15 protein-coding genes are annotated in these 21,396 nt (G+C 72.0%); 6 read left to right on the top strand and 9 right to left on the bottom strand.

What is annotated here, in order from left to right; all coding sequences use genetic code 11:
• The 3 genes from AB0H21_RS28170 to AB0H21_RS28160 all read right to left on the bottom strand — a co-directional run bounded on the left by AB0H21_RS28170 (position 1) and on the right by AB0H21_RS28160 (position 3,301).
• The gene (locus tag AB0H21_RS28170) at positions 1-831 is read right to left on the bottom strand and encodes a carbohydrate ABC transporter permease (RefSeq protein ID WP_358522604.1); all 831 of its coding nucleotides are present in this window, start codon (positions 829-831) and stop codon (positions 1-3) included.
• Positions 831-1,805, bottom strand: coding sequence for a sugar ABC transporter permease (locus tag AB0H21_RS28165; protein WP_358522274.1), 975 nt, complete (start codon positions 1,803-1,805; stop codon positions 831-833). The genes AB0H21_RS28170 and AB0H21_RS28165 overlap by 1 nt, the downstream gene beginning before the upstream one ends.
• 182 nt (positions 1,806-1,987) lie before the next feature.
• Complete coding sequence (locus AB0H21_RS28160) at positions 1,988-3,301, bottom strand: extracellular solute-binding protein (protein ID WP_358522272.1); 1,314 nt, start codon at positions 3,299-3,301, stop codon at positions 1,988-1,990.
• A gap of 445 nt (positions 3,302-3,746) precedes the next feature.
• Here AB0H21_RS28160 and AB0H21_RS28155 point away from each other — a divergent pair, with 445 nt between their 5' ends.
• Both AB0H21_RS28155 and AB0H21_RS28150 read left to right on the top strand, forming a co-directional pair.
• Positions 3,747-5,216, top strand: a complete 1,470-nt coding sequence (locus AB0H21_RS28155; RefSeq protein ID WP_358522270.1) for a glycosyltransferase family 39 protein — start codon at positions 3,747-3,749, stop codon at positions 5,214-5,216.
• Positions 5,217-5,326: 110 nt separating this feature from the next.
• Complete coding sequence (locus tag AB0H21_RS28150; RefSeq protein ID WP_358522267.1) at positions 5,327-7,102, top strand: 5'-nucleotidase C-terminal domain-containing protein; 1,776 nt, start codon at positions 5,327-5,329, stop codon at positions 7,100-7,102.
• Positions 7,103-7,205: 103 nt separating this feature from the next.
• Here the strand turns inward: AB0H21_RS28150 and AB0H21_RS28145 are convergent, their stop codons facing one another.
• Together AB0H21_RS28145 and AB0H21_RS28140 are read right to left on the bottom strand one after the other, a co-directional pair.
• On the bottom strand, positions 7,206-8,057 hold the full coding sequence (locus AB0H21_RS28145; protein WP_358522264.1) for an alpha/beta fold hydrolase: 852 nt from the start codon (positions 8,055-8,057) through the stop codon (positions 7,206-7,208).
• 170 nt (positions 8,058-8,227) lie between these two features.
• A complete protein-coding gene (locus tag AB0H21_RS28140; RefSeq protein ID WP_358522262.1) occupies positions 8,228-11,239 on the bottom strand; it encodes a discoidin domain-containing protein in 3,012 nt (1,003 codons plus the stop codon).
• Positions 11,240-11,491: 252 nt separating this feature from the next.
• Here AB0H21_RS28140 and AB0H21_RS28135 point away from each other — a divergent pair, with 252 nt between their 5' ends.
• The 3 genes from AB0H21_RS28135 to AB0H21_RS28125 all read left to right on the top strand — a co-directional run bounded on the left by AB0H21_RS28135 (position 11,492) and on the right by AB0H21_RS28125 (position 16,051).
• Entirely contained in the window at positions 11,492-13,993 is a 2,502-nt protein-coding gene (locus AB0H21_RS28135; protein WP_358522260.1) for a glycoside hydrolase family 3 C-terminal domain-containing protein, read from the top strand.
• A 61-nt stretch (positions 13,994-14,054) separates the two neighbouring features.
• On the top strand, positions 14,055-15,107 hold the full coding sequence (locus tag AB0H21_RS28130; RefSeq protein WP_358522257.1) for a LacI family DNA-binding transcriptional regulator: 1,053 nt from the start codon (positions 14,055-14,057) through the stop codon (positions 15,105-15,107).
• Positions 15,108-15,343: 236 nt separating this feature from the next.
• On the top strand, positions 15,344-16,051 hold the full coding sequence (locus AB0H21_RS28125; protein ID WP_358522255.1) for a DUF305 domain-containing protein: 708 nt from the start codon (positions 15,344-15,346) through the stop codon (positions 16,049-16,051).
• A gap of 43 nt (positions 16,052-16,094) precedes the next feature.
• On the opposite strand, the gene AB0H21_RS28120 is transcribed toward AB0H21_RS28125, so the two are convergent.
• The 4 genes from AB0H21_RS28120 to AB0H21_RS28105 form a co-directional block, all read right to left on the bottom strand.
• Entirely contained in the window at positions 16,095-16,952 is an 858-nt protein-coding gene (locus AB0H21_RS28120; RefSeq protein ID WP_358522252.1) for an alpha/beta hydrolase, read from the bottom strand.
• Between the two features lie 89 nt (positions 16,953-17,041).
• Positions 17,042-17,902, bottom strand: coding sequence for a hypothetical protein (locus tag AB0H21_RS28115; RefSeq protein ID WP_358522250.1), 861 nt, complete (start codon positions 17,900-17,902; stop codon positions 17,042-17,044).
• A gap of 147 nt (positions 17,903-18,049) precedes the next feature.
• Entirely contained in the window at positions 18,050-18,691 is a 642-nt protein-coding gene (locus tag AB0H21_RS28110) for an isochorismatase family cysteine hydrolase (protein WP_358522249.1), read from the bottom strand.
• Entirely contained in the window at positions 18,684-19,667 is a 984-nt protein-coding gene (locus AB0H21_RS28105) for a hypothetical protein (RefSeq protein ID WP_358522247.1), read from the bottom strand. The genes AB0H21_RS28110 and AB0H21_RS28105 overlap by 8 nt, the downstream gene beginning before the upstream one ends.
• A 481-nt stretch (positions 19,668-20,148) precedes the next feature.
• Between AB0H21_RS28105 and AB0H21_RS28100 the strand changes: the two genes are divergently transcribed.
• Positions 20,149-21,378: an acyl-CoA dehydrogenase family protein gene (locus tag AB0H21_RS28100; RefSeq protein ID WP_358522245.1), complete on the top strand. Its 1,230-nt coding sequence runs from the start codon at positions 20,149-20,151 to the stop codon at positions 21,376-21,378.
• The last annotated feature ends 18 nt before the right edge of the window (positions 21,379-21,396 follow it).

Raw genomic sequence — 21,396 nt, 5'->3', positions numbered from 1 at the left:
TCATCCCTTCACAGCTCCTTGCATGATTCCTCCGATGACCTGCTTACCGAGCAGGGCGAACACGATGACCAGCGGCAGCGTTCCGAGCGCCGTGCCGGCCAGGCTGAGGGCGTAGTCGCTGACGTATCCGGCGGCCAGCGTCGACAGCGCCACCTGGACGGTGGGGTTCTCCGGGGTGAGCACGACCAGCGGCCAGAAGTAGTCGTTCCACGCCTGCATGAAGGTCAGCATGCCGAGGACGGCCGCGGCCGGGCGCGCGGCGGGCAGGACGACGTGCCAGAACAGGCCCCAGGTGCTGCACCCGTCGACCCGCCCGGCCTCCAGCAGCTCGGTCGGCAGGGCCCGCGACAGGTACTGCGTCATGAAGAAGACGCCGAAGGCGTTGGTGAGCGCCGGGACGATCAGCGCGTACATCGTGCCGGTCCACTCGAGCTTCACCATGAGCAGGTACAGCGGGATGATGCCGAGCTGGGTGGGCACCATCATCGTCGCGACGGTGATCACCAGCAGGATCCTGCCGCCGCGGAAGCGCAGCTTGGCGAAGGCGAACCCCGCCAGGGTGGAGAAGAACATCACCGAGATGGCGATCCCGCCGGCGACGAGGACCGAGTTGAGCAGCGCCAGGGCGAAGGGCACGGTGTCGAAGACGCGGGTGATGTTCGCGACCAGGTTGCCGCCGGGCACCAGCGGGGGCGGCACGTCCGCCAGCGCCGAGTTGTCGCGGGAGGCGACCACCACGCTGTAGTAGAGCGGGAGGGCCGAGAAGAACGCCATCGCCATCAGCGTGAGATACGTGAGCGTGCGGGCGGGGCCCGCCTTGATCCGCGGCATCACGTCAGGCTCCCTCGCGTCCGGCGGGTCAGCAGGTAGTTGATGATCGCGACGATGACGATGAAGACGAACATCATCCAGGACACGGCGGAGGCGTACCCGAAGTCCAGCTTGGTGAAGTTCTCGTAGATGAACAGCGCCAGGGTCTGGTACTGGCGGTCGGGGCCGCCGGTGATGCTGTAGGTGCCGAAGAGCAGCGGCTCGGCGAGGATCTGCATCGCGCCGATCGTGGAGGTGATGACCACGAACACGATCGTGGGCCGGATCATCGGAATGGTGATCTTGCGCAGCTGCGTCATCCCGCTGGCGCCGTCGATGGTCGCGGCCTCGTACAGCTCGCGGGGCACGGCCTGCATGGCGGCCAGGAAGATCAGCGCGTTGTAGCCCGTCCACCGCCACATGATCATGATGGAGATGGCGGCGTGGGAGGTCGCGGTCCCGGCGTTCCAGTCGATCGCGCCGGCGCCGAACCAGGACAGCACCCAGTTGATCAGCCCGTAGTCACGGCCGAAGAGCTGGCTGAAGATGACGACGACCGCGACGACACTGGTGACGTTGGGCAGCAGCAGCGTCACGCGGAAGATCGTCTGGGCCTTCAGCGGGCGGTTCAGCAGGTGCGCGAGCCAGATGGCCAGCAGCAGCTGCGGCACCGTCGAGAACACGCCGATGGAGATGGTGTTGAACGTCGCGTTCCAGAAGTAGTCGTCGGCGAGCAGCGTGCGGAAGTTGTCGAGGCCGACGAAGGTGTGCTCGTCGGACAGCAGCGTCCACTCGTGCAGGCTCACCCAGGCGGTGTAGGCGAGCGGGAACAGCCCGAAGGCGCAGAAGAGCAGGAAGAACGGGGCGACATAGGCGTACGGGGAGGCCTTGACGTCCAGGCGGTGGACCAGATGCCGCCGGTGGGATCCGGGGCTGGACCGCACCGGTGAGGCGGGCGGGGTCGCCGCCACGTCGTCGGGGGCACGGGTGGCCATGGCAGCTCCTTTCGGCAGGCCACAGAGGTGTGGCCTTGTCAGGCCACAGGGACCGGCGGATCCGGCCGGTCCGGTCGCGGGCCGGGGGCCGGGGGCCGGGCGATCGGACCGGGGACGTCCGCCGTAGGATCCCGCGAGGGTGTGGCCGGCCCGGTTGTCGCGGGCCGGCCACCTCCGGCGGCTTATTTGATCCTTTCGAGGTCCTTGAGGGCCTGTGCCCATGCCTCGTCGGGAGACTGCTTGCCCTGCTCGATGCGCTGGAACGCGTTGCCGAACGCGGTGAGCACGTCACCGGCCTTGGGACCGACGTACTGCGGCTTCAGCGCCTTGGCGGCATCGGTGAAGATCTTGCCGGTGGGCGCGTCGCTGAAGAACGGATTCTTGAACCCGGTGATCGCCGGGTCGTCGTAGAGCGCCGGGATCGACGGCAGCGCTCCGGCCTCGGCGAACAGCTTGAGCTGGTTGTCCTTGTTCGTGAGAAGGTCGATCAGCTCGGCCGCCTCCTTGGGGTGCTTACCCTGCTTGGGGGCCATGAGGTGGGTGCCGCCCTGGTTGCCGCCGCCACCGCCGGGCACCGCGGCGACGTCCCACTTGCCCGAGGTCGTCGGGGCGGCGTCCTTGATGCTGCCGAGCTTCCAGGCCGGGCAGATGATCGTGGCGAACGAGCCCTTGGTGAGGCCGGTGTTCCACGGGGGGCTGAAGGCGGCGAGCTTGGCGGACTCGTCGGCCTGCACCATCGCGGCGTTCAGGTCGAACGCCTTCTTCACATCCGGGTTGGTGCCCGCGATGAGGTTGTTCTGCTCGTCGTAGTAGCCGACGGGGGCCTGGTCGACCATGGCGCGGAAGTTCTCGCCCGGGCCGTCGAACCACTTGGCGCCCTCGACCTTGGCGGCGACGAATTTCTTGCCGACCTCCATGTACTGCTCCCAGGTGGGCCAGAGCTGGGAGACCTCGGTGCGGTCGGTCGGCAGGCCGGCCTTCTTGAACAGGTCGGTGCGGTAGCACATGGCCAGGCCGCCGACGTCGGTGCCGAGGCCGAGCAGCTTGGAGCCGTCGGGCGAGAGGCCCTGCTTCCACTTCCAGTCCAGGTAGTCGCCCTGGCGCTTGCTCAGGCCGTACTCGTTCAGGTCGTAGAACTTGTCGGGCAGCGGGGTGAACTGCGCGATGTACCCCGCCTCCACCGCCTCCACGTCGGCGGCCCCCGCCCCCGTGGCCAGCTGCGTGGTGAGGTTCCTGTGGTGGTCGTTGAACTGCGCGCGGCGCTCGACGATCTCGACGTTCGGGTGCGTCTTCTTGAACTCCTCGTAGATGGGAGCGAAGTGGAAGTCGCTGAACAGCGCGACCGTCAGCGTGATCTTCTCGGCCGGCTGAGTGGAACCCGACGAGGCGCCCGCGTTCGTGCCGCCGCCGTCGCCACCGCCGCAGGCGGTCGCGCTTGCGGCCAGAACGGCAGCGGCCAGCAGCGGGGTGACCATCCCTGCGCGAAGCTTGCCCATAGACCCTCCCTGGGGCATTTATTGATCTTGGAGGGAGCGCTCCCTGAGAAGGTTCATGCGATTGTGACGGTCATGTCAACGGGTTGGAGGGTAACGATCGCCGTGACCTACCGGGGGCAACGATGAAGCGGGAGAGAGCGCTCACACCTTCCCAACGGTGTCTTCGCACGTCAAAGTATGATCAACGGCGGATGTCCCATTTGGAGAGAGCGCTCTCCTCGGTTCATCACAAGTAGCGCACAGATGTGCTCCGCCTTGCCTTGGAGTTAATTCAGGTCTTGACAGATGATCGGACGAAAGCCACTCTCGGAAGCCAGGGAGCGCTCCCCCGCCTCCCATGTTTTCCTCGGTAACTCTCTCCCCGGGGCCCGGCCGCACCATTTCGTTCGGGTTCGCCCGGGTTTGCTTTGGTACCCGCACCACGTCTCGGACAGTATGGGCGTCCATGGACATCTCGGTGCCGGGCGTGGCAGGGGGCGGCGACCGCGCGGTGACCACGCCGGAGCAGGACCCGGGCGCGCACACGGGCCGGGGGCGCGTCCCGCGCGTGAACGCCGCCGTGGCCGTGATGACCGCGGCGGCCCTCGTGCTCACGGTGGCGTGGTCGTGGGAGCCGTCGATGTGGGCCGACGAGCTCGCCACCGTGGGCTCGGTGTCCTCCCTGGACGTCCTGTGGGACACGTTGCGTCAGCGCGACGCCGTCTTCCTCCCCTATTACGTGCTGATGTACCTCTGGACCCGGCTGGGGACCGCGGACTGGTGGGTGCGGCTGCCCTCCGCGCTCACCGTCGCCGCGGCCACGGGGCTGCTCACCGACCTCGGCCGCCGTCTCGCGGGCGCCCGGGCGGGCGTGGCCGCGGGGGTCGCGCTGCTGGTGCTGCCGTCGATGGCCCGGTTCGGCCAGGAGGCCCGGCCGTACACGCTGGCCGTCGCCGCCGCGGTGTTCTCGTTCTGGGCGCTGCACCGGGCCACCGAGACCGGCCGGTGGGGGCGGTACGTCCTCGCCGTCGCGCTGCTGCCCTGCGCGCACCTGTTCGCCGTGCTCGTGCTGCCCGCGCACCTGGTGATCACCCGCCGGTGCCTGCCGTGGCTGGCCCTCGGCTCCCCGCCGGCCCTCGCGCTCGCGGCCCTGTCGGCCGGTCAGGTGGGGCAGGTCGGCTGGCTCGGCCCGCCCACCTGGCAGAACATCGTCCTCGTGCGCAGTGCGATCACCGCGTGGATGCCCGAGCCCGAGCCCGGCGACCTGCCGGCCGCGGTCCTCGGCTGGCTGGTCGCGCTCGCGGGACTGGCCGCCGCCGTGTACCTCTGGCGCAGGGAGCCCGGCCGGCGGGCCTTCGTGGCGGGCGCAGTGGTCTGGGGCGTGCTGCCCACCGCCGTGCTGTGCGCCGTGTCCTTCCTCGGCACGCCGGTCTACAACTCCCGGTACGTGCTGGCCGCCGCACCCGCCTTCGCCCTGCTCGCCGGGATGGCCCTGGGCCGCGCCCGCCTGCCGGTCCGGCTCGCCGCCCTTGCCGCGGCCGCCGCCCTGGCCCTGCCCCAGCAGGCGCACGCGCGGACGGCCTCCGGGCACCAGGTGAACTACCGGGACGCCGCCGCCGTGACCGCGGCGGGGGCGCGGCCAGGTGACCGGGTCGCCTACGCGGTGCCGTGGGCCCGCGAGGGCCTGACCCACTACGCGGCCATGCCGCCGGAGATGAACCCGCGCGAGGCGATGGGCGCCCGCGTCTGGCTGGTGCGCGAGCGCACGGACCGTCCCGTGCGCCCCGGCACCTCGGCCCCGTCCCGGTACGGCCTGGCGCGGGGGGCGATCCCCAAGGTGGACGTCCTGCTGGAGAACCGCTTCGCCGTCCGCCGCGTGTGGCACTTCCGCGGCGTGACGGTCCTGCTGCTGGAGCGCGGCACCCCTCCGCGCTGACGGCGGCTACTGAGCGTAAAGGCGGCGGGTACCCACCATTCATCAAGGAGCTATGCGACAAATGGTGTGTTGTGACCGGCAGGTGATTCCCCACCGCTAGCCTCCCGCGCATGAGTTCCAGAACCGGCAGAGTCCTCGCCGCGGGCGCCACAGTGGCCGCGGTCCTCGGACTCCTCGCACCCCTCTCGGCCTCCGCCTCGACCGGCCACCCGCAGACGGTCAAGGTGACCGTGATGGCCACCTCAGACATCCACGGCAACGCCCTTAACTGGGACTACTTCAAGAACGCCGAGTACGACGACAGCGCGCACAACGACGTGGGCCTCGCCAAGGTCTCCACGCTGGTGAACAAGATCCGCGCCGACCGCGGCGCCGACCACACCCTGCTGTTCGACTCGGGCGACACCATCCAGGGGACCCCGCTCGACTACTACTTCGCCAAGATCGAGCCGATCACCGAGACCAAGAAGACGCACCCGATGGCCAAGGCCATGAACGCCATCGGGTACGACGCGGTGACGCTGGGCAACCACGAGTTCAACTACGGGCTCCCCCTGCTCGCGACCTGGGTCAAGCAGATGAAGGCCCCCGTGCTCGGCGCCAACGCGGTGTCGGCGAAGACCGGGCTGCCCGCCTACCGGCCGTTCGTCATCAAGTCGATGCCCGTCAAGGGCGGCAGGCCCGTCAAGGTGGGCGTCCTCGGCCTCACCAACCCGGGCAGCGCCATCTGGGACAAGGCCAACGTAGACGGCAAGCTGAAGTTCCTCGACCTGGTCGACACCGCCAAGAAGTGGGTGCCGGTCATCCGGAAGCTCGGCGCCGACGTCGTCCTCGTCACCGCCCACGCCGGCGACAACGGCATGTCGTCCTACGGCTCGGACCTGCCGGTCGAGAACGCCTCCGCGATGGTCGCCGAGCAGGTGCCCGGCATCGACGCGGTGCTGTTCGGCCACGCCCACAACGACGTGCCGCAGCGGTTCGTCACCAACAAGGCGACCGGCAAGCAGGTGCTGCTGACCGAGCCGGGCCGCTGGGGCAACCGGCTGTCGGTGGTGGACTTCACGCTGACCAAGGAGCGCGGCTCGTGGGCCGTCACCTCCAAGGCGTCCACGACGCTCAACACCAACACGGTGGCCGAGGACCCGAAGATCGTCGCCCTGATGAAGGAGCAGCACGACAAGACGGTCGGGTACGTGAACAAGGTCATCGCGCAGTCCAAGGAGCAGTTGTCGGCCGCCGAGTCCCCCTACAAGGACACCGCGATCCTCGACTACATCCAGAAGGTGCAGACCGACCTGGTCACCAAGGCGATCGCGGGCACGCCCGACGCGTCGCTGCCGGTGCTGTCCATCGCCGCGCCGTTCAGCCGTACCGCCGTCTTCCCGGCGGGCCCGGTGAGCGTGCGCGACATGGCCGGGCTGTACGTGTACGACAACACGCTGCTCGCGGTGAAGCTGACCGGCGCCCAGCTTAAGGACTACCTGGAGTACTCGGCGAAGTACTTCGCGCAGGTGGCGCCGGGCGCGCCGGTCGACCTGCGCGCGCTGACCAACGCGGGCGGCACGCCGGACTACAACTACGACCAGCTCTCCAGCGTGACCTACGACATCGACATCTCCAAGCCGGCCGGGCAGCGCATCGTGGGCCTGTCCTACCAGGGCAAGCCGGTCGCCGCCGGCCAGTCTTTCGTCGTGGCGATCAACAACTACCGGCAGTCGGGCGGCGGCGGCTTCCCGCACGTCGCGACCGCGCCGGTGGTCTACAACGCGCAGGTGGAGATCCGCCAGGCCCTGATCGAGTACGCCACGGCCGCGGGCACGATCGACGCCTCGACCTTCGCCGACCCCAACTGGAAGCTGGTGCGCGAGGGCGTGCCGGTCTTCTGACCTTCCATTCCCCGCGTTCCCTCCGGAGCCGGGGCGCCTCCTGCCGCGTGGGCGGGGCGCCCCGGCTCCGGGCGTTCAGGAGGCGTCCGGATCGGGGCCCGCGTCAGTCGAGTGCGCGGTCGATCTCGGCGAGGACCTCGGCCTGCCGGGGCACCAGGTAGAAGTGGTCGCCGGGCAGGAAGCGCACCGTGACCTCGCCGGTCGTCACCTCGCGCCAGCGCTCGACGTCCTCGGGGGTCACCTGAGCGTCCTCGTCGCCGGCGAGCACGGTGACGGGACAGGCCAGCGGCGGGCCGTCGCGGTGGACGTAGGACTCGATCAGGTCGAAGTCGTTGCGCACGTACGGGAACGTCAGCTCGCGGATCTGCGGGTCGTCCAGCACGTCGGCGTCGGTGCCGCCGAGGGCGCGCAGGCTGCGCATGAACGTCTCGTCGTCGGCGTGCGCGACCGGCTCCTCGCGCAGGGGGATCTGCGGCGCTCGCCTGCCGGAGACGAACAGGTGGACGGGCGGCGTGCCGAGCTCCCGCAGCGCGCGGGCGGTCTCGTAGGCGAGGACGGCGCCCATGCTGTGGCCGAACAGCGCGACCGGGCGGTCGAGCAGCGCGCCCATCGCCTCGGTGACCAGGCTCACCATGCGCGCGTCGTCGGAGATCAGCGGCTCGGACATGCGGTCGGCCCGGCCCGGGTACTGCACGGCGCGGACCTCGATCGCCGGGGACAACCCGAGGTGCCACTGGTGGTAGACGGCGGCGGACCCGCCCGCGTGGGGGAAGCAGAACAGGCGGAGCCGCGAGAACGGCCGCGACTTGGCGGCCGGGAACCAGGTGGCCCAGGACGAGCGGCCGGTGCGTAACGGCGCGGTCCTCTTGATCGGGCCCGAGGCGCTCCCGGCGCCGGGCCGGCCTGCCTGACCGGACTCACTGGACGGTCCGGGCCGGCTGCTCTGGACTGACACGTCTCCCCCACTCTGCTCGCTCGATCGGCGGGCGGACCGCGGCCGCGGGCGTGTCCAACTCACGCCTACGGCCGCCCGCGCTCGGACCCTACCGGACTACCGGCCCCCGAGGCGCGTGCGGAAGGGGTCGGTACGGGTGAGGTCGCGAACAGGGATAGAGGGGACTCACCTCACCGGTAGACCCCGAACTCCCAGAGTGAGTACCCCCACGGTGTCCCGCGCTGGGAGAGCTCGACGCGGACGTAGCGGGCCGTGACGTTCAGGTCGATGTCGTCGAAGCCGCCGTCGCCGGTCGTGGTGGAGTGGGGGACGGTCCAGGTGGTCCCGTCCGTGGACGTCCTGATCTGGTAGGACTTGCCGTAGGCGGCCTCCCAGCCGAGCTGCACGTGCTTGACCGGCACGCTGCTCCCGAGGTCGACCTGGATCCACTGCGCGTCGCTCCACTCGCTGGCCCACCGCGTGGTGAAGCTGCCGTCGGTGGCCTTGGCGGGCAGGAACGGCGCGCCGCCGTCCCCGGTGGCCTGGTAGGTCGAGGCGGTGGTGGGCTTGCCGATCGCCACGTTGGTGCCGGGCACGGTGGGCGGCACGACGCGGAAGGACCGCTGCTCGATGCCCACGTTGCCCTGCCCGTCGTAGGCGTAGACGTACACCTTCCACACGCCCATCTGCTGCGGCGCGGTGGCGGTGAACCGGCCGGGCGCGGTCTCGGTGAAGCGGACGTGCTTCAGGCCGGTTGCGCCGGTGATGTGCTTGTCGCTGTACATCAGGTTGTAGCGGATCGCGTCGCCGTCGGGGTCGGAGGCGGTGACGTCCACGGTGAACTGCCCGCCCGCCGGGACGCTCGTCTGGGTTCCGACGTTCATGGCGGTGATCTCCGGCGGGGTGTTGCCGGTGGGCTGCCCGGTGTAGGCCTGCCTGAGCGCGTGGTAGCCGAGGCGCCGCCATCCGCCGGTGAAGGTGTTGAGCCACACGCCGCCGAAGTCGTTCTCCAGCCCGTAGTGGAACTCGGTGGCGCCGAGCGCGACGCCCGGGTGCGCCTTGATCGCGTTCCAGCTCGCCGTGTAGCCGGCGCGCTTCTGCAGGTCGGTGGGCTCGGTGGGCACGCCGTTGACGTCGCCCGGCACTTCCCACTCGCCGGCCGGGCCGCCCTCGGTGAGGATGTACGGCTTGGTGTAACCGCCGTCGATCCACGCCTGCTTGACGCCGCCGATCGCGCCGTAGGAGTTCACGGCCAGCAGGTCGAGCGCGGGGGCGTACTGCTTGTAGTACGGCCACGCGCCGGTCCAGGCGTCGGTGGAGGTGACGGGGTGGTTGGGGTCGGCGGCGTGGATCGCCACGGCGACCTCGTCGACGAACCTGGCGTAGGCGACGCGGCGGGCCTCGACCTCGGCGGCGGGCAGTCCGTGGTCCTGCATGGTGAGGATGACCTCGTTGCCGACGTCCCACATGAGCACGCCCTGCTTGTTCTTCAGCGCGTTGACCCGGGCGACGATCTCGTTCTTGACGTTGTTCTTGTAGGTGGTGTCGTTGACGTAGTCCGCGCCCTGGTTCAGCCAGTGCCCGACGATCACCCTGATGCCGTGCGCGGCGGCCCGGTCGAGCAGGCCGGGGGTCTGCGCGTCGTCCACGCCCCAGGTGCGGATGGTGTTGACGCCCATGGAGGCGAGGTCGCGCATGTACCCGTCGGCGGCGCCCTGCGGCGGTCCGTAGGTGAGGCCCTTGACGATGTAGGGCAGGCCGTTGCAGGTGAGCTGCCAGTTCCCCTGGGTCCCGGTCACCCGGACGGTGCTGGGCCCGGCGGGGACGGGCGGGTCGGTCATGGCCGGGGCCGCGGTACCGGCGCTCCTCTCGACCGCGATCGACTCGACGCTGAGGACGCCGCCGGAGGTCGTCGCGGCGGTGGGGGTGGTGACCCCGGCGAGGGCGCTCGGCAGCGAGCCGCCCATGGCGAGGTCCAGGCGCAGGTAGAAGCCGTGGTGGACGGCGGCCTGCCAGGCGGCGACGCCGACCTGGCTCTCGCGCACGACCCAGGACTGCTTTCCGTCGAGGTAGAAGCGGATCTCCTCGTCGGTCTTGGTCCGGTCGATGATCTGGGTGTAGTCGTGGTAGCCGGTCTGGCAGCCGGTGCAGGACGCGAAGCCGCTGGTGCGGCCGTCGTACTCGTTGCAGACCCCGCCCGGCGCGGTGCCGCAGTGCAGGGTGTTGGAGAGCTGGTCGCGGCCGTTGACGTCGGTCATGATGTCGGTCTCGCCGACGCCGGGCCAGTTGTTGTAGTTGCCCCGGTAGGCGGCGCCGGTCGCGCGGAAGCCCGGCCAGTAGCCGAGGGCGTTCGCGACGTCGGGCTGCTTGAGCCGCGCGGTGAACCTGAGCTGCTCACCGGGCTGGGGGGCGAAGTCGGTGCGCTGGGTCTCGATCCGGCCGGAGGTCCAGTTGCCCGCGCCGTCCTTGATCGCCTTGATCGACAGGCGCCCGGCGCCGTCGAGGGAGACGTTGGCGGTGGAGGCGCTCATGGTCTCGACCTCGCCGGTCCCCCAGTTGGCGGCGCCGCCCGGGTACTGGGTGCCGGTGCGCAGGATCCAGTTCGCCGCCGACGGGGAGGTGCCCGCCGGGCCGTCGAAGTCGTCGCGCCAGACGGGGGTCCACGTGCCGGGCGGCTCGGTGGTGCCGGTGCTGCCGTACACCTGGAACTCCCACAGCGAGTAGCCGTAGCCGGTGCCCCGGGCGGTGCCGTACATGCGCACGTACCGGCCGCTGCCGGACACCGCCAGCGTCTGCGTGCCGCCCGTGCCGGTGGTCGTGGAGTAGGCGTCGGTCCAGGAGGTGCCGTCGGTGGAGAGCTGGATCTTGAACGCCTTGCCGTACGCGGTCTCCCAGCGCAGGACGACCTGGTTCACGGTCGCGGTCGCGCCGAGGTCCACCTGGAGCCACTGCGGGTCGCTGAAGGCGCTCGCCCAGCGGGTGTCGAGGTCGCCGTCGACCGCCGCGGACGCGGCCCACGCGGCGCCCTCGGTGGAGGACGCGGTGGCGGGCCTGCCCTGGGAAAGCAGCGTGTCGGCGGCCGAGGCGGGAGCGGCCGCCGACACCAGGGCGGGGGCGAGCGTGGTGAGCACAGTGATCACGGTGAGCAAGGCGAAGACGACGGTGCCCGGGCGGCGGTGGCCCGGACCTCGGGATGGATGCACGGTCTCTCCTGGGGGAAGGGGGTGGCGCCGCGAAGGGCGGGACAAGCGAGGGAGAGCGCTCTCCAAGGAGAGTGCACCTGCGCGCCGCCCCCGTCAAGGCTCCCCCACAATCCGGACGAAACGTCTTGCCCACCTCGGTGAAAGGGGCGGCCGCCGAAACGGACGCACCGTCGCCATTGACATCCCCGCGCGGCACGGTGAGTCTAGGCGGTGGAGGGAGAGCGCTCTCCAGACCTCGAGAGGATTAACAGGGTGACCGACGACCAGCTCGCCGACCTCGACGGTCGTGCCCGGCTCGACGCCCGCCCCGACGCCGACCTCGACGGCGTCGACGGCGCGGTGCGGACGCTGAGCCTGGAGCAGAAGGTGAGGTTGCTCACCGGGGCCACCGCGTGGCGCACCTACGATGAGCCGGCCATCGGCCTGCGCTCCATCGTGGTCTCCGACGGGCCGATCGGCGTGCGCGGCCAGGGGTGGGACGAGCGGAGCACCTCGCTGACCCTGCCCTCTCCCTCCGCGCTGGCCGCCACCTGGGACGAGGGCCTGGTCACCCGGCTCGGCGAGCTGCTCGCGGCCGAGGCGCGGCGCAAGGGCGTCGACGTGCTGCTGGCGCCGACGATCAACCTGCACCGCTCGGCCCTCGGCGGGCGCCACTTCGAGTGCTACTCCGAGGACCCGCTGCTCACGGCGAGGATCGGCGCGGCGTACATCAGGGGCGTACAGTCGCGCGGCGTCGCCGCCACCGCCAAGCACTACGTGGCCAACGACTCGGAGACCGAGCGGCTCACGCTGGACGCGCGCGTCGACGAGCGCACGCTACGCGAGGTGTACATGCCGCCGTTCGAGGCCGCGGTCCGGGCCGGGGTGTGGGTGGTCATGTCCGCCTACAACGGCGTGAACGGCGCCACGATGAGCGAGAACCCGCTGCTGGACGAGCCGCTGAAGGGCGAGTGGGGCTTCGACGGCATGGTGGTGTCCGACTGGGGCGCGGTGCGCAGCACGGTGCCCGCCGGGCGCGCCGCGCAGGACCTCGCCATGCCCGGCCCGGACGGCCCATGGGGCGACGCCCTGCTGGCGGCGGTCCGCGCGGGCGAGGTGCCCGAGGAGGCGATCGACGCGAAGGTCCGGCGGCTGCTGCGCCTGGCGGCCCGCGTCGGCGCGCTCGGCACGGGAGAGGCCCCGCCGCCCGGGCCCTTGGCCCCGGCCAACGACGCCCCCACCCGGGCGCTGCTGCGCGAGACCGTCGTGGCGAGCACCGTCCTGGCGCGCAACGAGCGGGCGCTACTCCCCCTCGACCCCGCGCGGCTGCGCAGGGTCGCGCTGATCGGCCCGAGCGCCGCCACGCCGCGCATCCAGGGCGGCGGCAGCGCGGGCGTCTACCCCGTGTCGTCGGTCTCTCCGCTGGAGGGCCTGAGCGACGCGCTCGCGGGCCGCGCCGAGGTCGTCCACACCGCAGGCATCCACATCCCGGGACGTCCCACCCCGCTCGGCGTGGACTGCGCCCGCGACCCGCTGACCGGCGAGCCGGGACTGCGCGTCCGGCTGCTGTCGGCCACGGGCGAGGAGCTGCACAGCGAGCGGCGCTACACGGGCAACGTGCTGGAGACCGCGATCGTCGAGGGCGCGCACACCGTGGAGATCAGCGCGCGGCTGCGCCCCCCGGTCGGCGGCGTGTGGGACCTGGCCGTCGCGGGCTGGGGCCACCTCCGGCTGGACGCGGACGGCATGACGCTGATCGACGACGAGGTGGGCCGCGACACCGACGACCCGGCGACGGTCCACCTGCACCCGCCCTACCGGCACGCGGCGCTGGAGCTCACCGAGGGCCGCGAGGTCGAGCTGGTCGCCTGGCGGCGCCTCGACCCCGGCAGCGGGCTGGCCTCGGTGCTGGCCGCCGATCCGCCCGTGCGCGACGCCGGCGAGTTGCTCACCGAGGCGGTGGAGCTCGCACGGGCCTCCGACGTCGCGATCCTGGTCGTCGGCACGACCGAGGAGACCGAGAGCGAGGGGTACGACCGCGTGGACCTGCGTCTGCCCGGCGGCCAGGACGAGCTGGTGCGCGCGGTGGCGGCGGCCAACCCCGACACCGTCGTGGTGGTCAACGCGGGCGGCCCGGTCGCCATGCCGTGGCGCGAGGAGGTGCCCGCCGTCCTGCTTAGCTGGTTCCCCGGCCAGGAGTACGGGCACGGCCTGGCGGAGGTGCTGCTCGGCGCGGCCGAGCCCGGCGGCCGGCTGCCCACCACGTGGGCGGACGAGGCACTGGTCGGCACGACCCCCGTCGACGGCGTGCTGGAGTACGCCGAGGGGCTGCACATCGGCCACCGGGGGCGGCTGCGCGGGGGCGAGGCGCCTTCCTACTGGTTCGGGCACGGGCTGGGGTACACCACGTGGGCGTACGAGAGCGTCGTCGCACCCGAGCGCGTGGAGCCGGGCCGGTCGTTCACCGTGCGGGTGCGGTTGCACAACACCGGCGGGCGAGCGGGCGCGGAGCTCGTGCAGGTCTACCTGTCCCGGCCGGAGAGCGAGGTCGAACGTCCGGTACGCTGGCTCGCGGGCTTCGCGCGGGCACAGGCCGCGCCGGGCGCGAGCGTGGAGGTCGCGGTGGAGGTCCAGGCGCGCGCGCTGGAGCACTGGTCGCCCGCGCGCGGCGCGTGGGAGGCCGAGCCGGGGACGTTCACCGTGCACGCGGGCGCGAGCGCGGACGTTCTTCCGCTGGCCACCAAGACGTGGAGCGGCGACGGCCCGTCGGCGTGACGACGGCCGCCTGCGCGGCCGGTTTGTGGAGAGCGCTCTCCCGCCATGCTATAAAAGCCACATGAGCGAAGGTCGCCCGCCCGTGACGGCAGCCCCCACCCTGGAGGACGTCGCTCGCGCGGCGGGCGTCTCGCGCGCGACGGTCTCCCGGGTGATCAACGGTATCCGCAACGTCGACCCGGCGATCCAGGAGACGGTCCGGCGGGCGATCGCCGACACCGGGTACGTCCCGAACCGGGCGGCCCGGTCCCTGGTCACCCGCCGCACCGGCGCGATCGCCCTGGTCGTCTCCGGCGCGGGCGAGGAGGACGAGGCCAACCCCTTCCACAGCCAGGTCTTCGCCGACCCGTTCTTCGGGCGCGTGGCGAGCGGCGTGGTCGGCTTCCTGCGCCCGCGCGGCATCCACCCGATCCTGATGTTCGCCGAGACCGACGAGGCGCGCACCCAGATCATCTCGTTCCTGCGCCAGGGGTACGCCGACGGCGCCGTCCTGGTCTCCACCCAGCCGCACGACCCGCTCCCCCGCCTGCTGATCGAGGCCGCCCTGCCCTCGGTGCTGTTCGCCAGGCCCGGCGAGGCCATCCCCATCAGCTACGTCGACGTCGCGCACCGGACGGGCGCCAAACTCGCCGCCGACCACCTGGTGGCCCGGGGATGCCGCCGGGTGGCGACCATCACCGGTCCCCTCGACGTGCTCGCCGCCCAGGACCGGCTGGCCGGCTTCCGCGACGCGATGGCGGCGCACGGCCACCCGTACATCCCCTGCGTGGAGGGGCAGTTCACCTACGCCAGCGGCGAGGCCGCGATGGAGCGCCTGCTGAGCGAGCACCCCGGCCTCGACGGCGTCTTCGTCGCCAACGACCTGATGGCCCAGGGCGCGCTGCTCGTGCTGCGCCACCACGGGCGGCGCGTCCCCGAGGACGTCGCCGTGGTCGGCTTCGACGACAGCAGCGCCGCCACCGCGAGCCGTCCCATGCTCACCACGATCCGCCACCCCGTGGAGGACATGGCCGCCGAGATGGCGCGCCTGCTGCTGGAGCACGTGGACGAGCCCGGCAGGCCGATGACCTCAGTCATCTTCGAACCGTCCCTGGTGGTCCGGGAGTCCGCCTGACGATGTCCCCCGGACCTAGGGGGCCGGGCCCACTTCACCGCGCCCGCGGCTGAAACACCTGGTAGTCAGAGGGCCGAGGGCGGTTGACATCTACGCAACGCGGGCGTAACTCTCGTTGGAGAGCGCTCTCCTTTTCGCGATCCTTACCGGGAGGGAGCCGTCCGGTTCCACCCGCCGGTCCGCCCGTCAACACCGTCCCCACCCCCGGGACGGCCTCGCGAAGGCAGGTGACCCTTGTGACACAGGCGAAGCCGGGCGCGCGTCCGGCGCCCGCGCGCGTACCCGGCGGGAACGTGAGGGCCGACGGGCCCGCGCGCGCGTGGCGGGCCGTCCTCCTGACCGTCCCGCTCCTGGCCGCCCTGCTCTCGGCCGGATGCGGCGGCACGGGCACGGACCCCGCGGCGCCGCCCTCCCCTGCCGCAACCGCCCCCGGCTCCCCCGCGGTCTCCGTGCCGGCCCCCTCGCCCGCCGCCGCCGTGGCCACGATCCCGCCCGGTTTCAACGGCACCGACGTCGCCTGGCTCCAGCTCATGATCCCCATGGACGGCCAGACGCTCGCCCTTCTCGACATGGCGCGGGCGCGCGGCACCGACACGGCGCTGAAACGGCTCGCCACGCGCATCAAGGACAGCCACACCGCCGAGCTCACCGGCCTGCGGCGGCTGCTGGCCCGCACCGGCCTGCCCTCCCTGAACGTCCACGAGGGGCACAGCATGCCGGGCATGGTCAACGCGGACGACCTGGCCGAGCTCGGCCGGACCGCCGGCGCCGAGTTCGACCGCCGGTTCGCGCGGCGGCTGCGCGAGCACCTGGACCAGTCCGTCACGGTGGCCCGCGGTGAGCAGGCCTCGGGCCTGAACCGGGACACCAAGCGGCTCGCCGCCGCCATCGAGCGGCTGCGAGCCACCCAGCGCGCCGACCTCGACGGCGTCACCCGCCCCTGACCTGCGCCCCGGCGCCGCGGTGACGTGCGTCCGGGCGATGGGCTCAGTCGCCGTCCCTTCCTCCCTTCACCACCTCGGCGACGAACGCGGCGGCCTCCTCCTGGAACCGGTGGGGCTGCTCGACGAAGGGCAGATGCCCGGTGCGGGGGAAGACCACCGCGCGGCCCCTCGGGATCAGCTCGGCGAGCCGCTCGGCGGCGGCGACGCCCAGGATGAAATCGTCGTCGCCCGCCACCACCAGCACCGGGCAGCGGACACCGGCGAGCAGCACGGGGTCGTGGTCGGCCATCAGCGAGGCGGCCATTCCCGCCCTGATCGTCTCGGGGGTGTGGAGCGCGAGGAACGCCTGCTTGCGGCCGAGGAACCCGGTCGTGCCCGCCACCTCCGCGCCGTAATCGCCCGAGACCAGCGGGTAGAGCTGGTCGAACAGCGCCGGCAGCCCCTGGCCGTCCAGCGTCCTGATCCAGGAGGTGACGATCCGGCGGTGGCGGCGCCCGCCGAACGGGCTGAGCGCCGGGCCCGCGAGGATCAGGCCCCGGGTCCGCTTCGGATGCGCCAGGGCGAAGTCGCGGCACAGCAGGGCCGCGGACGAGGTGCCGAGCAGGAAGGCCTCCCGGACGCCGAGCGCGTCCAGCAGCGTGGCGAGGTCGGCGACGTGATCGGCCCAGACGGCGTCCGCGCGGGACGACTCTCCCTGGCCGCGCTGGTCGTAGCTCAGCAGGCGGCACTCGTTCTGCAGCCGGGAGGTGAAGGGCCGCCACGAGCTGCTCTCCATGAGGAAGTCGTTGACCAGGACGAGGTCGGGCCCGCCCCCGCGCCGCTCGTAGTGCAGCTCGACGCCGGGGCTCACCTCGACCCTGCCGGTCTCGATGGTGCCGTCGTCGGCGGTCAGGTCGATCATCGGTTCCCCTCCGCGGCGGGAATGGCGACGAGCAGGTGCGCGGCCGATCCGGGGACGGCACCGGCTCGCCCGGCGTCAGGCCGCCCGCCTCACCGTAGTTTCAGGATCGCCTCGGCGGCCGCCCCGGCGCCGCCGAACCGCGCCGTCAGGACGTGGACCCAGCGCTCCAGGCCGAACGCGACGCAGCCGCTGCGCGCGGCCGTGCCGTCCGGGAGCCGGATGCCGCAGCGCTCGCCGAAGAAGTCGCCGTGGTGGTCGACCGAACCGACGGTCACGCCGTCCACGACGAACTCCTCCTTGACGGGGAACAGGAGTTGCATGATGGCACGCGAGGCGGTCCTGTCGAAGAACGGATCGGTCGCGACCTCGGTCCTCATGTCCAGGCCCAGCCTCGCGCCGAGCGCGAGCACCCGCTCCTTGAAGCGGGCGACGTGCTCCCTGGCCCCCTCCGCCGTCCCCACGTGCACGATCTCGCGCATGGAGAACGCGAGCGGCCGGCGCGGGCCCCCGTGCCGCTCCTCGTTGCGGAAGCAGGTCGCGAGGGTGGTGTGCGCGGCGCCCTCGGCCGGCACGGTCCGCCCGGCGAGGCTCTGGAAGATCGCGTGGCAGGCGGCCGACGGCAGGACGTACCGCGCGTCGTCGAGCGCCTCGGCAGGCACCGACGCCAGCGGGCGTTCGGCGATCCGCAGCGACTTCAGCAGCCGCTCGGGATCGGCCGCCGACACCGGCAGGCCGAGGTGCGGGAAGTCCTCGAAGTGGCCGAGGCCGTCGAGGAAGTCCGGCCGCAACAGGAAGGGGTACCGGCGTTCGAGGGCTCCGGCCTCCTCGGCCCAGGTCAGGATCAGCGCGTCCAGCTCCCGCAGCAGCCGGAGCTCGCCGGGGCCGAGCACGTCGAGGCCGTCGTTCCCGCGGTCGTCCACCCGGTCGTACACGCCCTGGGTCGTCGTCATCGGGTCACCGTCCGTTCCGGGAATCGCGTGCCGGTCGTGCGCGGGACGCGGGCATCGGGGAGGTCCGGCGCGGGGTCGTCGTCATCGGCTGGTCCTTCGCTGGGTGGCCGGTCCACGCCGGCGGGACGAGGGTGCGGCGGGCCGGGGTCATCGGGCGGCGCGCAGCCATTCCAGGAGCCGGTCGGAGGTGGACACGCGGGCGCCGATGCCCGCGCACTCGTCCAGGCCCCGGGGGTAGATCCGGGAGATCGCGTCCGAGACGACCACGACGTGGAAGTCCCGCTCGCTCGCCTCGTAGATGGTGGTCCTCGGGCAGTTCGGGAAGTTGGTCCCGATGACGGCGACCGTGTCGACGTCGAGGCCGTGCAGGTGACCGGAGAGCCCGGTCTCGTAGAAGGCGCCCCACCGCGGCTTGTACATCACCCACTCGCGGGGGGCGACGGGCTGGGCCTTGCCTTCGAGGAGCGCCTCGTGGTCGAGCAGGAACCCGTCGGGCGGCTGCAGCTCGGACCGCACCTCGCTGCCCTCGGTCCCGGGCCGGACGACCGGCATGCCCGCGGCGATGAGCGAGCGCCGGGTGATCTCGGCGTTGGAGCCGTCCGCGTGGTAGAGGCGGACCATGTGGACGATCGGCAGTCTGAGCGCGCGGAAGCCGTCCACCACCGAGCCCATGACCGGGACGAGTTCGTCGGTGCCGGGCATGGCGTGCAGGGAGTCGTTGCGCGTGAAGTCGTTCTGCACGTTGATGGTGAGCAGCGCGCAGCGCCGCGGATCCAGAGTGTCAGACATTCTCGGTTCCTCCCGTCCCGGCGTGCGCCGCGCGGATGTCGGAGCGGACCACGACCCGGGCCGGGTCTCCCCCGCAGGCGTGCGCGGCGAGCGGCTCGTCCGCCAGGCCGTCGCAGAGCACGACGCGGTTGAACGCCGAGCCGACGCACAGGTCCTGGAACACCCGGGCGCCGGGCGAGAACCGGGCCGCGAGCTGCGGGGTGGTCACGTCCACGGCCTTCGGGCGGCCGTCGTCGTCGATCACCTCGACCCAGGCGTACGGCACCTCCGCGATCCCCGCGGGAGCGTCGCAGAACCAGCCTCGGCGCGCTTCCGCCTCGTACCCCTCGATGCGGAAGCGGTCCGCGAGATAGAGGCTGCCCGCGACGCAGCCGGTGGCGCCGAGGTCGTGCACCGCGTCGTAGTCGACCTGCAGGTCCTCCGGCAGCATCTGCCAGCGCAGGCCGCCTTCGAGGTATTCGTACGCGATCTTGCGCAGCAGCGGGGACACCAGCGGCGTCCTGGTCCCGCGCGTGACCACCGAGGCGGTGTAGGCGGCCTCGCGCTCCGAGGGGCCGGGGAGCAGGGCGCGGGACCTGCCGCCGCCGAACGATCCGCCCGTGGGCTCGTGCAGGGACCACGCGGCCGGGCCCCGGCAGTCACCGCACTCCAGGCGCAGCGTGAGACGCCACGCCCGGGGGACGGTCAGGCCGCCGGTCCCGCCGGCGGTGAAACGGAAAAGCGTGCCGAACGCCCGTTCCGGCAAGGTGCGCCCGGTGCCCGAATAAATAGCCAGGTTGTAAAGGTCGTCGGGGTCGAACAGGCGGTCGTCGCCGTCGCCGGCGTACGGAAGCCCCGCCTCGGCCAGCGCCGCCAGGTCGCCGTCGTCGCATCCGAGAATCTCGCGGGCGGTCCGGCGGTCCACCGACGGCCTGCCGAACCGGATCGGAACGAACGAAATGCGATTCGCGACCGCGGTCCAGTCGACCGGGCTCATGGCATCCCACCCTCCTTGTCTTTTCTTGGGCCGCGCACGCGCGGAACACCGTCGCGTGCGAACAATGCAGGGCCCGTCCGCCGCCTGGGACGAAAGGCGGGCGCGGTGGATCGATTTCGGCGGGAGGGGCTCCGTGACGCAGCCACTGTGACATCCCGGGCCCGTGTTCGGGGGACGGCGACATGGACGGCGCGAACGCCGGGGAGGGAGAGCGGCCGGGTTCACGGGGGCGGACCTGCGGACGGCGGGCTCGGGCGCGGGGCCGCGCGGGTTCGAACGAGGATTTTCCTCGGTTGGACGTCCCCGCCGCGGAGCGGTTTCACCCGGTCCTGCGCCGTGTATTCGCACGCGTCCAGGACAACGTATCCTCGTCGCGGGCGTGCCATTACTCCGCCGGACGCCCGCGACGCCCGCATTCGCGTCACCGGACGGCCGTGTTAGCTTTTTCCGTCGACCCCGGCAAGGAAGGACCGATAAGGTTATGGAGAATTCGACGGGCGCCGGAATCCTCACCGGCGGCGCGGCGGGCATTCCCGTCCCCGGCGATGAGGAACTCGTGGCACGGGCCGCCGCCCTGCGCGAGCACTTATGGGCGGACGCCGCGGAATCCGACCGTTCCCGCCGTCTCACCGACGCCACCGTCGAGAAGATCACCCGCGCGGGCCTGACGCGGCTGATGACGCCGGCGCGGTTCGGCGGCCACGAATCCGGCATGCGCACGCTGCTCGGGGTCACCTCGGAGCTCGGCCGCGGCTGCTGCTCGGCCTCGTGGGTCACCGGGCTCTTCAACGCCGGCAACTTCGTCGTGTCCCTGTTCCCCGAGCGCACCCAGGACGAGGTGTTCGGGACGAACCCGGACGCGCGGACCGCCCTGGTGCTGGGCCTGCCGTCCCGGTCGATGGAAGACGCCGGGGACGGGGTCGTCGTCAGCGGCCGGTGGGCCTACGCGTCCGGCTCCCTGCACGCCGACTGGATCGGCGTCCTGGTCGCGCTCCCGACCGAGGCGGGCAGGCCGTCCGTGCACATCGCGCTGCTGCGCCGCGACGAGGTCGAGGTCGAGGACACCTGGTTCTTCGTCGGCATGCGCGGCACCGGCAGCAACACGGTGGCCGCCGACCGCGTGACCGTCCCCCGGCACCGCCTGCTCCCCTACGCGCCGGTGCTCAACGGCGAGACCGACGGCCTGGTCGACGAGGGGCACCTGTACCGCAACAGCCTGACCGCCGTGTTCTCGCTCAGCGTGATCGGCTCGCTCGTCGGCGGCGCCGAGGCGGCGTTCGACTTCGTGCGCGAGCGGGCGCACGACCGTCCCGCCGCCGGATCCACCTACGCCCGGCAGGCCGAGTCGCCGACGCTGCAGCTCGACCTGAGCACGGCGGCCATGAAGATCGACACCGCGCGGCTGCACGCGCGGCGCGTCGCCGACACGATCGACGAGTTCGCGCGCGCCAAGGTGAACGCGGACCTGGAGACGCGTGCCCGCGTCCGCATGGAGGCGACCCACGTCGCCCAGCAGTGCCGCGAGGCGGTCGACGTCCTGGTCACCGCGTACGGCACCTCGGCGTTCGACGAGTCCAGCCCGCTCCAGCGCATCTGGCGCGACGTCAACGTCGGCGGCAGGCACGCGGGCTTCGGCATGGGGATCCCGCAGCAGGTCCACGGCCGGGCCCTGGTCGGACGGGACCCGCGCGAGATCAGCTTCCTCGTCTGACGCGCCCGGACGACCGCC

Origin of the sequence: Sphaerisporangium sp. NPDC051011, from assembly GCF_040653595.1 — a bacterium.
Lineage (GTDB): Bacteria > Actinomycetota > Actinomycetes > Streptosporangiales > Streptosporangiaceae > Sphaerisporangium.
This window is presented reverse-complemented; position numbering and strand designations above follow the sequence as displayed.